This window comes from Orrella marina, from assembly GCF_003058465.1.
GTDB lineage: Bacteria > Pseudomonadota > Gammaproteobacteria > Burkholderiales > Burkholderiaceae_B > Algicoccus > Algicoccus marinus.
This window is the reverse complement of sequence record NZ_CP028901.1, coordinates 4,176,237-4,190,975: the sequence shown is the minus strand read 5'-3', so window position 1 is coordinate 4,190,975 and position 14,739 is coordinate 4,176,237. Positions and strand designations below refer to the sequence as shown.

Sequence of the window (14,739 nt, the reverse complement as noted above, 5' to 3'; positions counted from 1 at the left end):
GTCCCCGGTGGTTACGTGACCATTACGTGACCATCACGTGACCATCACGTGACCACCACATGAGCATCACGACACCCTGCGTGCGACTCTGTCATTCCCGTGTTGTCTGCGATCATCCGGTCAAACCCGAGGTTGAAAATGACAGAGCTTGTGTGTCACCCTTGCACAATGTTGTCTGTCGACTGACACCCGTCGGCACACAGAAAATCGCTCCTGATTCCTTGAAACTAAGTTTATTTTAGATTAAAATTCCGGCTTGCTTTTCTGAGCCTCTGGTTTCAAGCGAATTGATGGACTTCGTGCGAACTGATGGATGTCATGAGAAGCAATACGCAGCCAGGGCGTCCCCGACAAGGCAAGTGCGTGACCAGATATCAGGAAGGCCGGTCCCTCAAAGCCCGATCTTCAGATTTACAGTCAATCAGTCAAGCCCGGGAACACGGGTTCAGGTCTGCACATTGCTAATGCCGAGGATGCCTTTTTTTCATTCGCTTTGGTAGATCTTTGGTAGACATATGAGTCATACAAAACCCGCGCACTCCAGACCTCTGATGACAACTCTGGCCCTTGTGGCCATCGGAATAACCTCCTCCGCCCATGCCTTTTCTCCGCTGGCGACTGATGACACCGGCACCCAGGGAAAAGGCAACAATCAGGTCGAACTCGGGTACGTCTTCGAGCGAAGTACCAATCTGGACATGGAACTTGACGACCGTGTCGACATGAACGCTTACTCAGCAACGATTCCGTTCACCTACACCTATGGCGTGACGGATGAAATTGACGTCTCGCTCGGGCTCTCCCGTCAGTTGCGCAGCCCGACAGGATGGCAAAACTCCGAACTGGGTCTCAAATGGAACGTCTATGGTGACCAGACAAAAGGCTTCAGTGCTGCCATCAAACCGACCATTCTGATCCCTGTCTCAAAAAACATGCAGTCCAACGGCCTCGGAACTGCCCGGACAAACTGGGGACTGGCCATGATCGGGTCTTACCTCGCCGATAACTACGAGTTGCACGCCAACCTCAAGTACAACAGCAACTATCAATCGAACATGCCTGACTGGGAGTTCGAACGTAATCACATCTGGACGGCATCGGTCGCACCGGTGTGGATCATCAACGATCAATGGAAGGCAGGCCTGGATCTTGGCGTACAGACCAATCCTGGCTACAACAGCAGCTATGAAGCGTTCACGCAGCTCGCGTTTTCATATGCACCCGTGGACAACCTGCAGATCGGCTTCGGTGTTGGTACCAGCCATGCGCTGGGCTCAGAGGACAAGAGTCGGGGCCTGAACGTCACCACTACATTGTCTTACCAGTTTTAAAAGCTCGTAGCTTTATAAGTGCGTGATTGAAGCCTGTACCCGGTTGCATTGCCTGAGCACAGGCTTCAACCGGGATTTCCCATTAAAGAGTTGGAACAGGGCTGAAGATAGCTTTGACGGGCCACGGGATCTCAAAGGTTCTGGTCGCATCCCATAGGCCGGTGATCCACTCACGTCGTTGTCGGGTCGGGTCGAGTCGGGGCCAGTTTGAGCGTTCTGAGTCGGCCCGTCCTGGTGATGAATCCGGCATGAGTTAGCAGTTGCAATGCTTGCCCCGGAAAAGGTTTAACCTTCTTCGAGCCTACGCAGCAAACCCGCCATTTGTCCCCGCCGAGAACAGCAATCGCTGGCAATGGTGCTTGCCAGTTAATCCTGCTGGCAGCTACGCCGTCAGATACTGGTCGAGTAGATGACTGGGACGAAATGCAAGCCGTCGGGGCTGAGCTTTGACGTCTGGCCGTGGGGATATTGTGCACTTGCAGTTTGACCCGGCGACCGGCAAAGAAATGATCGGTAATCACTATTGCTTGATGGTGTCACCAAAGTCATTTAACGCGAAGTTCAAGCTTGCCATGGTGTGTCGAGTCTCTGGTGGCGCCGTGCCATGTGGCTAGAGAAGCCGGTTTTCTGGTTTCACTGACGGGTCAGAGGTTGCGCACCGATGGCTCAGTTCATGTGCATCAATTGAAAAGTCTGGATTGGGCGGCTCGTAAAACCAGGTTCGTGGAAAAAAGCGCCAGTGCCAGTTATGCAAGAGGTTCTGGACTGCCTGGTGGCTGTATTTGAAGATGACTGAAAGCCAGTAGGCATAGCTCTAGCCGCGAGTATTACAACTGAACCAGCCCATGGCTAAAGTCAGGTGCTTGCGCTCACAGTTGGTCAGTAGTAATCGTACGGGGGATCGAAACCGTCTGGCGTACGTTCGACCGGCGGATTCAGCCCACATCCACCAAGCGCGGTCACAATCGCAAGCAACGACAGCCACTTTAATGGTTTGAAAATCGCCTTGTTCACAATCGATCTGCCTCCGGGTCATGTCGAGATTTGGAATCTGTTCTCTTACATATGTTCCAGCGAAAGTATTATGGCACGTCCCGCTGGGTCCAGAACCGGGTATCACGCAAACGCAAACGCATCACGATCACCCCACCCGTTTACTGATGGGGCACGCGTCACCATCTGCGCTGTTCTTCAGGTGACAGGGCTGAAACCACCGTCCACGTTGATCGCAACACCTGTGACATAAGAAGCCTGATCCGAAACAAGGAAGCAGGCGACGTTTGCAAACTCTTCAGCCTCCCCGATCCGACCCATCGGAATCGGCTTGCCTCGCATGGCGATGTAGTCTTCAAATGACATGTCAGGATTGTCTTTCTTGTAATAGCCTACCCACTGTTCCGACATGATCTGACCCACGCACAACGCATTCACCAGAATGTTGTGCGGTGCGAACTCTTTGGACATGACCTTCGTCATGGCGATCCCTGACGCACGGTTCATGGTCGTCGGTGCTGTACCGCCTGCGGGTGCCTTTGCGCCAATGTTGACTACGTTGATGATACGGCCCCAGCGCTGCGCTTTCATGCCTGACGAGGCCAACTGGGCCAGTCGCAAAGCAGGCTTGACCTTCAGATCAAAGTCGGTCTGAAGCTTGTCCAGGCTCAGCGTATCAATCGGATGTCTTGCAGACGAACCAGCGTTGTTGATCAGAATGTCCACCTTCCCGAAATCTTTCTCCACCTGTTGCCATACCGCCTCGAGCTGATCGATCTGGCTGACGTCGCAGGAATATCCCTTGACTCGCTGTCCAGTTTCCTTTGCGATCTCACCCGACACCTCGTCAAGCAGTTCCTGCCGACGGGCAAGCATCACGACATCCGCACCGGAGGCCGCCAGCCGGTGTGCCATTGCGCGCCCGAGCCCCTGGCTTGCACCCGTGATCAACGCGACACGATTCTTTAACGAAATAAGCATAAGTATTCCCGAGTTGTTCTTTCTGAATCTTACAAAAAAAGCTTTTTAGTCATAGACTTAAAAAACACATCCACGACATTTACAGCATCTGCTGCGCGGCCTTTGCAGACTGAGCGCCCGCGATTATTCTGTCACACATGCAGAACCTTATCGCGCGCGATGGCTCGCGACAAGCCTGCTTCGCAAACCACCAGACTTTACTTAGAGAAAGGACGCAGACCGCCCATGACTCAGACCACTTACACCGGACGCGATGCCTTCATGGAATTGCTGGTCCAGGAAGGCGTAACCCACATGTTTGGCAACCCCGGCACCACAGAGCTTGCTCTGATGGAGGTCGTTCCCAACTATCCCCAGGTTCAGTACGTTCTGGGTCTTCAGGAAAGCATTGTGCTGGCGATGGCGGATGGCTACGGTCGTGCCAGTGGCCGACTCAGCGCTGTGAATCTGCACTGCACACCAGGACTCGGCCATGCGATGGGTGCACTCTATACCGCAAAGTTCTCCGGCTCACCCATCATCGTGACTGCCGGGCAATACGAAGCAGGCTACGGACTGACCGAACCCCTGCTGTACGAACCGCTTGTTCGCATCGCCGAACCGCTGGTCAAGTGGGCTGTCGAGGTCGAACGTGCAGAGGATCTGCCTCGCATCGTTCACCGTGCTGCCAAGATCGCCATGACACCCCAACGGGTCCTGTCTTCATCAGTCTGCCTGGCAGTATTCTGGACGAGTCTGCAGAGATGGTTCTGGGGCATCCCACCCGCGTACAAGGCACCGTGCAACCCGACACCCAGACCCTGCAAGCACTGATCAACCGGATCAGGCAGGCGAAACGTCCAGTCATTCTGGCCGGTCATGAACTGGCACGCCATGACTGTTTCAAGGAAGCCGGCGAGTTCGCCACCCGGATTGGCGCCGCCGTCTATCAAGAGTCGGTCCCATACAACAGCCGGTTTCCGACAGAGCACCCTGCCAACATGGGCGAAATCACCCGAAATCAGCACAAAGTACTCGAAACCTTATCGCAGCACGACCTCATGATCTGCCTGGGCGGCGACCTGCTTCGTATGTCTCCGAAGGCCGATGTCGAACCCCTGCCCGTGGGCATGCCGGTCATTCACATCAGTGAAAGGGACTGGGAACTCGGCAAGAACTACCCGACCGAAATGGCGATCCAGGCCAATGTAGCAAGCACGCTGCGCGCAATGCTACCCATGCTCGACACCATGCTGGATGATTCTGAGCGCACTGCTGCCAAAGCAAGAATCGATGAACTCAAACCCACCAACTGGCAAAGCCGCCGCGCCTCGCTGGTTGAGTCACTGGCGCAGCATGCCAACTCGGCTCCCGCACAGGCAGACTACGCGGTCCTGCAAGTGGTTGAGGCACTCACACCCGACACCATCGTGGTTGACGAGAATCCGACCTACAGTGCCATGCTGTTCAAGCTGATGCATGCCAACAGCCCAAGTTCTTACTACGGACTCACAAGTGGCGGTCTCGGGTTCGGGATGGCGGGTGCAATCGGTGCCAGTCTGGCTCACCCCGGGCGCCCAGTGGTCGCGACGATCGGTGATGGCAGCTCGCTCTACAGCATCCAGGCCATCTGGACAGCGGCGCACCTGAAGCTGCCCGTGACTTATGTCATTTTGAACAACCAGAGCTACCAGATCATCAAGGACCGTCTGATCGCAATGCGTGGCTCGAACCAGTTTGTCGGCATGGACATGAGCGATCCTGAGATTGATTTTCTTTCTGTCGCAAAGGGATTTGGCCTGAACGCTGTTCGCGTTGAGAAAGCATCAGACATCCAGGCTGCTGTCAGAGAGGCGATTGCCAGTGGCAAACCCTCTCTGGTGGACATTGCCATCGAACCGTCGGTTAAGTAAGGAAAGGATACCGGGTCGAGTCGAGAACTTGACCCGGCCCCAGCGATCACGCCATCGGTTTTGATCCTGAGTTTCTCTGGATCAAACGGGCAGTCCGACAGATATCAACGAACGGGCCAGGAGACCCGTCTACTCTATAAATACCCGGCACCATCAAGATAGGCCTTGCGCCACCGGACAATCCGGATGTCGGCAAACAGTTGCGCCTGATAGAAGGGGTCCTGTTCAATGAAAGCCTGAGCTTGCTCACGGGTTTCAACATCGACGATGTAGACTCCCCCGCCCAGATCTGTCCCGTCATCGTTGAGCTTGGCCCCGCAAGCCAGCAGTAGTGACTTGTGCGCATCAAGAAAAGCGAGGTGTGCCTCACGCGCATGCTTTCGTAGTGCCAGACTGTCTGGTTTGTCGGTCGTTTCGATCAAGTAAGGCATGGAATGCTACTCTCAACAAAGTGCGCGAAGGTGCGCACGGTTCTTTTCCTGCCCCGACGTGTCTTGCTGACCACCGTCGTATCTGACAGGCGTGACTTTCCCGGCTACGGCAGAGACGGTCTCTGCCGTAGCGCCGCCATTGCTGGACGGACTCGCCACGGGTAGGGCAGTTGCGGTTGCCAGCCGTTTCAGCTTGAGTCCCATTCTTTTTATACAGTCGCCACTGGGGTCGCTGGCGAGCCCGCAACACCTGGAGTGACCCACCTGGGTGAGCCACCTGGTTGAGAAGCTTTTCCAGAGGCAACGATCCTCGACACAAAGAACTATTGCCCCCGAGATTTTCTGAATGCTTCGCAAGGATCAGGACGATCGTGCGGCTGCACGAAACGGATGCGGTCAAACAAAGTCGCATCCAGTGCACCGGGCTCGACGTAGCCAGAGACCACAACCCGGCTGGCAATCTCGGGTGACAGCCATTGCAGCACACCTATGTCGCGTCGTACGTGCCCATTGCCAGCCACCAGCACCACGCCCTGTGGTGCATATTGCTCGATCAGTCGGGCAAAGTTGACATCACGTGCGATCTGCCCGCGCACCATGGCCTGGGTGGTTTGAGCGTCCAGCATGTTGCAGTGGCCTTCATCGATCGCCTGTGCCTGACCGGACAACAACTGTGCTGGCAAAGGACGATTCAGGCCAAACTTCTGGATCGTCTGCTCGTCAAACACCGAGCCATAACCCGTCTTCATGACTTCTCTGACCTGCTCACGCGAGAGATTCGCAGCCACGAGCGGCAGACGATACTCAAGTGCCAGGTTGATGAGAGGCTTGTACAAATCCCAGTTCCAGTTGGCGCCACCACCTGCGTCCCGGATAACACAGTCTGCATCCTTGCAGGTCTGCCAGGCCTGAGTCAGTGCATCCTGTCGATCAGTATCAAACTGCTCCATCAGAAGAGCGGGACGCCAGGTTCCACCCAGTGCACGCGAGAGATCCTGCAACCGGAAAAAATGCGCTTCCGGATTGTCATGCACTTCACCCATCATCCAGATGGCGTGATTCGCGTTCGGCGCTGCAGGGGTCGACGCAGATGCGTGCCCCGCCAGTCCCGCTCCAACTGCCAGTGCAGTCGCACCGGCTACGAACCAGTGTTTCAGTGATTTACCCAATTCAAGACTCCTTCATGCACTGCCATTGTTCCACGCCCTGGTGCGATCGACCATCCGGGGTGCACTGCCAAGATAGTTTGCCGGATCACACAGGGACTCGATCTGCTGAACAGTTAATTTAGCAGATACAGTTGCGTTTTCCTTTAGGACGGCAGCCAGGAGCCGTCGCTCCTGCGCGGCGACTCGGCACGCGTCATAAACAACGTCGTGTGCAACCTGCCTGCCAAGATGCGGCGCCATACCCATCATCACTGCTTCGGCCACGATCAGGCCACCGGACATGTCCAGATTGTGCGCCATTCTTGCAGTGTCGACTTCCAGTCCGGCCAGCATGAACTTCGCCTGATTCAGGGCACCCGCGGTCAGGATGAATGATTCCGGTATGGCACTCCATTCCAGATGCCACGGACCTGTTGCCCGCTCGAAGTCCTGGATGAGGGCATCCAGCATGAGGCCGCAGTGCTGGCGCACAGCACGAGCCGAATAGGTGATGAGCTCGCACGAGATTGGATTGCGCTTCTGTGGCATCGTGCTCGAGGCACCGCGACCTTTGACAAATGGCTCGAATGCTTCGCCAAGCTCATTGGTCATCATCAACATGATGTCGTAGGCAATCTTGCCCAGACTGCCGGTCACCAGCCCGAGAAACTGCACCGCCTCGGCGAGTCCGTCGCGCGCGACATGCCAGGTCACTGGTGACGACTCCAGTCCCAGATCTTCCATGAGCGCCTGATGAACAGCAAGCCCCTGCTCACCCAGTGAGGCGAGCGTGCCAGCCGCACCACCGAACTGTCCGACTTCAACCCGTGGTCGCAACTGCGCCAGACGCTCCCGATGACGTCTGACCATCAGTAGCCAGACTGCAGCCTTGTAGCCGAATGTCACGGGCAACGCATGTTGCAGATGGGTACGGCCTGCCATCGGTGTGTCACGATACTGAGCGGCCATCTGGTCAAGAATCGAATCGAGCTCAGCCAGATCGGCATCGACCAGAGCCAGGGCCTGCCTGACCTGCAGCACCGTCGCCATGTCCATGATGTCCTGGGTGGTCGCCCCCCAGTGCAGATAGCCACCGGCTTCACCACACATATCCGAGATCTGGTGCACGAGTGGCAAAATGGGATAACCGACGTTTTCGGTGTCGTGCTTGATGCGCTCCATGTCGAGCTTGCGCGCATCGGCCAGCTGCTCGATTTGTCGGGCAGCCTCGTGCGGGATGATGCCCAGTCTGGCCTGCACCCGCGCAAGCGCGACCTCCACTTCGACATACCTGGCCAGCGTGGCCTGGTCGTCAAAGACCGAGCGCATGGCACCCGTCCCGAACATATCCCTGAAAAGTGCTGAATCCAGCAATGAAACCGGCATGTCTCTCCCCCTGTCATCTGATCGAATGTTCGACTTATCTATGAAACACCAGGGCAGAGCGGGTAGCTCCGATAGACATGATAGGCCCGATAGACCCGATAGATCTGTCCGGACCACTGCGGCCCTGATGTTCTCTCGCATCAAATCGTATCTGAAAACCCCACTGACCGACAGTTCTGCACCCAGTGTGAATGACTGGATGACAGAAAAACAGACCGACTCCAGGGGGAGTCGGGATCAGGAAAGCTTTTGGAGTGCAGCCTGCAAAGCCCCCTCCCCGACCTGGATGTTCAGCTCCCGGAATGACCCTTCGACAGCCGCCAGACATCCGAGCACCATCGGTGCGCTCAGGTCGCCCAGGTGACCGATCCGAAAGACTCGGCCCGCGAAAGGCCCGAGTCCGCCAGCAATCGACACGTTGAACGTCTCCCGGGCCACTCGCCGGATCTCGTCCGGAACAACGCCTGGTGCAGTGTGGATCGCTGTCACTGACACCGAACGGGCCGCGGGCACCTGACACACAAAGCTCACAGCACCGGTACTGGCCCAGCACTCCACCGCTGCCTGCACAGCGCCCGACAGACGTATGTGGCGCGCCAGAACATTTTCATATCCTTCGCGCTGGATCAACCCCAGTGCAGCCCGCAGTCCCATCAGGTGATTCTGCGGAGCTGTGCCACAGAACTTGCGATAGACCGGCGCGTCCTGGCGCCGGACCCAGTCCCAGTAATATCGGTGCGAAGGATTACGACGCGCAATCTCCATGGCCCGCGCATCCGCAGCGCAGAATCCCACTCCAGGTGGAGACATCAGCCCTTTCTGGGAAGCCCCCATGGTGACGTTCACACCCCAGGCATCCATCTCGAACCGGGTGGCTCCGAGCGAAGCCACCACATCAACGACCAGCAGAGCCGGGTGTCCGGTACGGTCCATCGCCTGCCGGATCGCCGGCACGTCGCTGGTAATACTGCTCGCCGTATCGGTATGCACCACGAACACCGCCACGATTTCCTGCGCAGCATCGGCATTCAAAGCAGCTTCGATACTTGCCGGGTCAATGGGATAACCCTCCTGATACGGGGTGCGAACCACTTCCACGCCCATCGCTTCAGTCATTTCTGCCCACGAGTTAGAAAAGTGACCCGTGCTGGCAACCAGGACTTTCTGACCCGGGCTGGCCAGATTGACAATGACAGCCTCCCAGGCACCGTGTCCGTTGGTGGCGTACAGGAAAACGTCGGATTTCTCTGAGCCGAGCAGATTTCTCAAACCGGCCTCACAATCCGTCACAAGTTCTTCGAGCCGTGGATCACCCATATCCAGAGGTTGATCAGACATGGCGTCCATGACGTCTTTGGGGACATGGGTCGGGCCCGGTGCGTGCAACAGACGCAGTCCGGCGAAGTACTCGGTAGATGTTTGCATGCCAGCCTCAGGATCAAGCAACAGAAGAAAAAGAGATTCGCATCAAAGTGATCCGGGAATCACTTTGACGGGCAAATCCAAGAATCACTTTATCTTAGGACAGTCCACCCCTGAGCGGTCAAGCATGCCATAGATTTCCCGCAAAGTTCTGTTGCGACTGTTGCAGCGAGTCAACCAGACTAAGCAACCGGACTGAGACCATGCATGCAAACCGGGAGCCGGCGTCGCGCAAAACAGGGTCAATGCGTCTGCGCATACTCTCGCGCCATCTGTCGCAGCAGGAACTTCTGCACCTTGCCGGTTGATGTCTTGGGTAACTCAGCAAAAATGATCGTGTGCGGTACTTTGAAGCCTGCCAGACGCTTCCTGCAAAAAGCCACCAGATCTTCTTCTGTCGTGCTGCGACCAGGCTTGATGGTCACAAATGCGCAAGGCGTCTCACCCCACTTGTCATGGGGCATGGCCACCACAGCTGCCTCAAGCACCGCCTCGTGATGGTATAGCACACCCTCAACCTCGACTGTCGAGACATTCTCACCGCCTGAAATCACAATATCTTTCAGGCGATCTTTAACCTCGAAATATCCGTCGGGGTGCACGACAACGAGGTCCCCACTGTGGAACCACCCTCCCCTGAACGCCTGCCCGGTCGCTTCCGGGTTGTTGAGATACCCCTTCATGACCGTATTGCCGCGCATGACCAGTTCCCCTATCGTCTGCCCATCGTGCGGGACAGGCTCCATGGTCTGGGGGTCAACGACCTGTGCACCTTCAAGCGTGTGTTTGCGCACGCCAATCCGGCTCTTGATTCTTGCCTGCTCCTGCAAAGAATGTTCATTCCACTCATCGTGCCAGGAGCAGACAACCGAGGGTCCGAGTGTTTCCGTCAGGCCATACTGGTGATCCACTTCGATGTTCAGGTCTGCCATGGTTGCAATCAGCGCGGCTGGAGGTGCCGCCCCTCCGGTGATGGCCCGGACAGGCCAGTCCGGCTTGAAACGATCGGTTTCGGGTGCATTGGCCATCATGTTCAGGACCACGGGGGCGCCACAGAAATGCTGCACTCTGTACTGACCAATCGCCTCGAATATCGCCTTGGGCTCCACCTTGCGCAGACAGACATTGGTACCGGCTATCAGCGCCACCGTCCACGGAAAGCACCAGCCGTTGCAATGAAACATAGGTAGCGTCCAGAGATAGACCGCGTTCAGCCCGATACCCGAGGACACCATGTTGCCCATGGCATTCAGGTAGGCACTGCGATGAGAGTACAGGACACCTTTTGGGCGCCCGGTCGTGCCAGAGGTGTAGTTCAGGCTGATGCTGTCCCACTCGTCCAGAGGCTCCAGCGGTTCAAATGCAGGATCCGCTTGCTCCAGTAACGCTTCGTAGTGCAGTTCAGACACAGGCGCTTCGGATCCGTCGTACATCGGGTCATCAATGTCCACAACCACCAGCCCGGTCTTCACCTGCTCCAGCACCTCGCGCACCAGAGGCGCAAACGCCCGATCGCACAACAACACCCTGGCCTGGCTATGCTCAAGAATGTAAGCGGTGGAATCGACATCCAGACGAGTATTGAGTGTGAGCAAGACGCCACCCGCCATTGGCACGCCGAAGTGTGACTCATACAGCGCAGGAATGTTGGGCGCCATGATCGCTACCACATCACCTCGAGCGACACCGAGCCGGTTCAGCGCGCTGGCCAGCCGGTGGCAACGCTGCGCTGTCTCGCGCCAGCTGCGACGGATACTGCCGTGGATCATGGAGACGTGGTCTGGATAGACCGATGAAGCACGCTCCAGAAACCCGAGCGGAGTCAGCGGGACATGATTGGCAGAATCTTTGTACCCCTGATTGCGGGACTCGGGACTCGTGTCGGGTCTGGATGCCATGTAAATTACCTCTGAGCGTCGTACTGTTGAGCAAACTGCCAGCCAAGCGCGGCCAGTGGCTGAGCCCTGGCTGCCATCTCCATTGCGTCATCACTCGCCGCATTTCCTTTACGCGCACGCTGTCCGATGCCATGCAGGATGGCCGCGATCCTGAAAAAGTTATAGGCCAGATAGAAATCCCAGTGTTCTCTCGCCTGCGTCAGTCCGGTCGCTTTCACGTACAGGTCGATGTACTCGTCCTGTTCAGGAATGCCAAGCGCCTGGAGATCGAGGCCACCGATTCCTCGCCACAGTGAAGGCGGAATATGCCAGCTCATGCAGTGATAAGAAAAGTCCGCCAGGGGATGGCCAAGCGTAGAGAGTTCCCAGTCCAGCACGGCAATCACCCTGGGCGCGGCTGGATCCAGCATCACGTTGTCCAGCCGGTAGTCACCGTGCACGATGCGAGCGTCTTCACCTGCTGGAATACGCGAGCCCAGCCAGTCGATCAGCAACTCGATCTCCGGTATCCGGTCACCTGGATCTTCCTGGTACTGACGCGACCAGCGGCCGATCTGCCTTGCGAAATAGTTGCCAGCCTTGCCGTAATCCGCCAGCCCGATGGCGGCGGGGTCAACGCGATGCAATGCAGCCATGACGCGATTCATGTCAAGATAGAACGCCCTGCGGTCTGCCGGCGAGAGATCAGGAAGCGTCTGGTCAAAGTACACCCGCCCGTCGAGAAACGGCATCAGGTAGAAGGCCGTGCCAAGCACCGACTCGTCCTCACAGTAGGCGAGCATTTCTGGCACCGGAACCTCTGTGCCGGCGAGCGCCTTCATCACACGGTACTCCCGGTCGATCGCGTGTGCACCTGGCAGTAGCTTGCCAGGTGGTTTTTTACGCAAGACATAGGTATCGGATCCAGCCACGACCCGATACGTCGGATTGGACTGTCCTCCTGAGAGCACTGTGACCTGCAGTGGTCCATTCGTGGCCAGGCCCAGATCACCAAGGTAGGCAGCGAGTCGCTGCACGGCAGCGTCATTCATAATCCGCTCACCAGGTGTCCATGATCGACCTCGACCGTTGCACCTGTCATGGCGCGTCCGGCATCACTGGCCAGCAAGAGCAGCGGACCACCAAGTTCATCCAGTGTGCAGAAGGTTCGCTCTGGAACACGGCTACGAAGCTTTTCACCAGCCGGGCTGTCCAGAAACCCGGCGTTTAGCGGCGTGTGGACATATCCGGGCAGCAAGGCGTTGACCCGGATGCCATGACGAGCCCACTCCAGCGCGAGCGCCTTGGTCGCCTGGATCACCCCTGCCTTGGAGATAGCGTACGGTCCAACGGCTGCTGCAACACGTGCGCCCAGAATCGAGGCGATATTGATGATGCTGCCGCGTTTGCCGGCCGCAACCATCTGCCGCGCAGCCTCGGTATCAACCAGCCAGCACCCTTTGAGATTGGCGTCGATGACATCGTCCCAGTCCTGCTCTGTCTGATTCATCGCAGGTTTGGCAACCGTCACACCAGCGTTACTCACCACGATATCGGGCACTCCGGGTGACTGCGCCACGCCTCCAAAGCAGTCGGCAACGCTTTGCGGCCGGGTCACATCCAGTTCCGCTGCCGTGGCATTGAACCCTTGCTCCTGCAGTCGGGCCACCAACGCGTGCAGCCTGTCCAGACGCCTGGCAGCCACCACCACATGGGCCCCTGCCTGAGCCAGCACCCAGGCAAAGTGTTCACCCAGACCACTGGAGGCACCCGTCACGAGTGCGACTTTGCCCGTGAGATCAAACGAGGGCATGGCAATCGCCGTTGCATTTGAGTGCGTCATCAATGTGCCCCTTCTGCGCTCAGAAGCTTGCGCGCCAGGCTCCAGCGATGCACTTCGCTTGGACCGTCATAGATCCGGAAAGACCGCATATCCATAAAGATCTGCATGACTTCCTTCTCGGCAGTGACCCCCTGTCCACCCAGAATCTGCACACACCGATCCACCACGCGCCACTCGGCTTCCGAGCAAACGACCTTGGCCCGGCTCGACTCAAAGTTGCAGGGGTTGCCCTGATCGAGCAACCAGGCGGTGTGCCAGATGTGCAGGCGGGCAGTCTGCATGTCCATGTCATTGTCTGCCAGCATGAAGCCAACACCCTCGTGCTTGCCCAGTGCGCGTCCGAAGGCCTCGCGGGTACGCGCATAGTCAGTTGCCACATCATGCGCGCGCCGGGCCTGGCCCAGCCAGCGCATGCAGTGTGTCAGTCGGGCTGGCGCCAGACGCACCTGCGCGTAACGAAATCCTTTGCTGGCCTCGCCCAGGATCTGATTGCCGGGCACACGAAGATTCTCGAAACGCATCACAGCATGCCCACCCGTAAAGCAACTGTCCAGCGAATCCATGGCCCTTTCAAGTTTGATGCCAGGAGCATCCATATCCGAGAGAAACATCGTGGCTGACCCGTCTTCAAGCTTGGCCATGATGATCACGTACGATGCACCGAACGCGCCCGTAATGAACCATTTCTGACCGTTGATGACATAGTCATCACCGTCACGTACAGCTGTCGTCTGCAGCATCGAGGGATCCGCGCCGGCGCCCGGAGACGGTTCGGTCATGGCAAAGCAGGACCGTATCCTGCCCTGCACCTGCGGTCGCAGCCAGCGCTCTTTCTGTTCCTCGGTGGCCACTAGTTCCATCAGATGGATGTTGCCTTCGTCAGGGGCATGAATGTTCAGCGCGGTCGGCCCCAGTCTGGAATAGCCCGCCTCCTCAAAGACAATGGCCTTGTCCACGTGAGAGAGTCCCAGTCCACCCATTTCCTCTGAGGCATGAGGCGTGAGCAATCCCGCCTCCCGGGCCTTGCCAACCAACTCGTCACGCAAGGACTCGTCCGGACCGTGCGGCGTCTGTCTGGGGTCTTTTTCAAGGGGGATAATCTGTTCACGGATGAACTCGCGTGTGCGTTGCTGGAGCTGCGCCTGGCGCTCGCTCAGATTGAAATCCATGATTGTCCTTGTTGTCTCGAATACCGTTTCTTGATTCTTGTGTCGCTGGGTGGCATTGCAATCCCAAGAGGATTATCACTGCAAGCGGTCCTCTGTCCGGGGTACCCCCGCAGCAACTCAGCATCGACCGGGGCCTCGTGCAGCAGCCGGGAATCTCCCTCGGTCAAGCCTCTGGGAGAAGCCCTTTCGCTGGAAGTTTGCCCGACTCCAGCCTGTTTGTGCAACAGGTCACACCAACACATTGCTGAAACCTCGGGCAAACACCA

Annotated in this window: 14 protein-coding genes; 4 read left to right on the top strand and 10 right to left on the bottom strand. The window is 57.3% G+C overall.

The window, feature by feature from the left end:
- Positions 1-551: 551 nt before the first annotated feature.
- Together DBV39_RS19055 and DBV39_RS20165 are read left to right on the top strand one after the other, a co-directional pair.
- On the top strand, positions 552-1,331 hold the full coding sequence (locus DBV39_RS19055) for a transporter (RefSeq protein WP_159079045.1): 780 nt from the start codon (positions 552-554) through the stop codon (positions 1,329-1,331).
- 506 nt (positions 1,332-1,837) lie between these two features.
- Positions 1,838-1,945, top strand: coding sequence for a hypothetical protein (locus DBV39_RS20165; RefSeq protein ID WP_265416070.1), 108 nt, complete (start codon positions 1,838-1,840; stop codon positions 1,943-1,945).
- Between the two features lie 265 nt (positions 1,946-2,210).
- Here DBV39_RS20165 and DBV39_RS20370 read toward each other — a convergent pair whose 3' ends face one another.
- Both DBV39_RS20370 and DBV39_RS19045 read right to left on the bottom strand, forming a co-directional pair.
- Complete coding sequence (locus DBV39_RS20370) at positions 2,211-2,345, bottom strand: gluzincin family metallopeptidase (RefSeq protein WP_265416020.1); 135 nt, start codon at positions 2,343-2,345, stop codon at positions 2,211-2,213.
- A 177-nt stretch (positions 2,346-2,522) separates the two neighbouring features.
- On the bottom strand, positions 2,523-3,305 hold the full coding sequence (locus DBV39_RS19045) for an SDR family NAD(P)-dependent oxidoreductase (RefSeq protein ID WP_108622948.1): 783 nt from the start codon (positions 3,303-3,305) through the stop codon (positions 2,523-2,525).
- A 225-nt stretch (positions 3,306-3,530) separates the two neighbouring features.
- Between DBV39_RS19045 and DBV39_RS20160 the strand changes: the two genes are divergently transcribed.
- Positions 3,531-4,118, top strand: coding sequence for a thiamine pyrophosphate-binding protein (locus tag DBV39_RS20160; protein WP_227870731.1), 588 nt, complete (start codon positions 3,531-3,533; stop codon positions 4,116-4,118).
- Complete coding sequence (locus DBV39_RS19040; protein WP_227870730.1) at positions 4,049-5,197, top strand: thiamine pyrophosphate-binding protein; 1,149 nt, start codon at positions 4,049-4,051, stop codon at positions 5,195-5,197. The genes DBV39_RS20160 and DBV39_RS19040 overlap by 70 nt, the downstream gene beginning before the upstream one ends.
- A 134-nt stretch (positions 5,198-5,331) precedes the next feature.
- Here DBV39_RS19040 and DBV39_RS19035 read toward each other — a convergent pair whose 3' ends face one another.
- The 8 genes from DBV39_RS19035 to DBV39_RS18995 form a co-directional block, all read right to left on the bottom strand.
- The gene (locus DBV39_RS19035; protein ID WP_108622947.1) at positions 5,332-5,628 is read right to left on the bottom strand and encodes a YciI family protein; all 297 of its coding nucleotides are present in this window, start codon (positions 5,626-5,628) and stop codon (positions 5,332-5,334) included.
- 323 nt (positions 5,629-5,951) lie between these two features.
- Positions 5,952-6,797, bottom strand: coding sequence for a ChaN family lipoprotein (locus DBV39_RS19025; protein ID WP_108622946.1), 846 nt, complete (start codon positions 6,795-6,797; stop codon positions 5,952-5,954).
- A 12-nt stretch (positions 6,798-6,809) separates the two neighbouring features.
- The gene (pcaB, locus tag DBV39_RS19020) at positions 6,810-8,162 is read right to left on the bottom strand and encodes a 3-carboxy-cis,cis-muconate cycloisomerase (protein ID WP_108622945.1); all 1,353 of its coding nucleotides are present in this window, start codon (positions 8,160-8,162) and stop codon (positions 6,810-6,812) included.
- Between the two features lie 237 nt (positions 8,163-8,399).
- Positions 8,400-9,587: a pyridoxal-phosphate-dependent aminotransferase family protein gene (locus DBV39_RS19015; protein ID WP_108622944.1), complete on the bottom strand. Its 1,188-nt coding sequence runs from the start codon at positions 9,585-9,587 to the stop codon at positions 8,400-8,402.
- A 239-nt stretch (positions 9,588-9,826) separates the two neighbouring features.
- Entirely contained in the window at positions 9,827-11,482 is a 1,656-nt protein-coding gene (locus DBV39_RS19010; RefSeq protein WP_108622943.1) for an acyl-CoA synthetase, read from the bottom strand.
- A gap of 5 nt (positions 11,483-11,487) precedes the next feature.
- The gene (locus DBV39_RS19005; RefSeq protein WP_108622942.1) at positions 11,488-12,513 is read right to left on the bottom strand and encodes a phosphotransferase family protein; all 1,026 of its coding nucleotides are present in this window, start codon (positions 12,511-12,513) and stop codon (positions 11,488-11,490) included.
- Complete coding sequence (locus DBV39_RS19000; protein WP_108622941.1) at positions 12,510-13,304, bottom strand: SDR family NAD(P)-dependent oxidoreductase; 795 nt, start codon at positions 13,302-13,304, stop codon at positions 12,510-12,512. The genes DBV39_RS19005 and DBV39_RS19000 overlap by 4 nt, the downstream gene beginning before the upstream one ends.
- A complete protein-coding gene (locus tag DBV39_RS18995) occupies positions 13,304-14,473 on the bottom strand; it encodes an acyl-CoA dehydrogenase family protein (protein ID WP_108622940.1) in 1,170 nt (389 codons plus the stop codon). Before DBV39_RS18995 ends, DBV39_RS19000 begins: the two co-directional genes overlap by 1 nt.
- Positions 14,474-14,739: the final 266 nt, after the last annotated feature.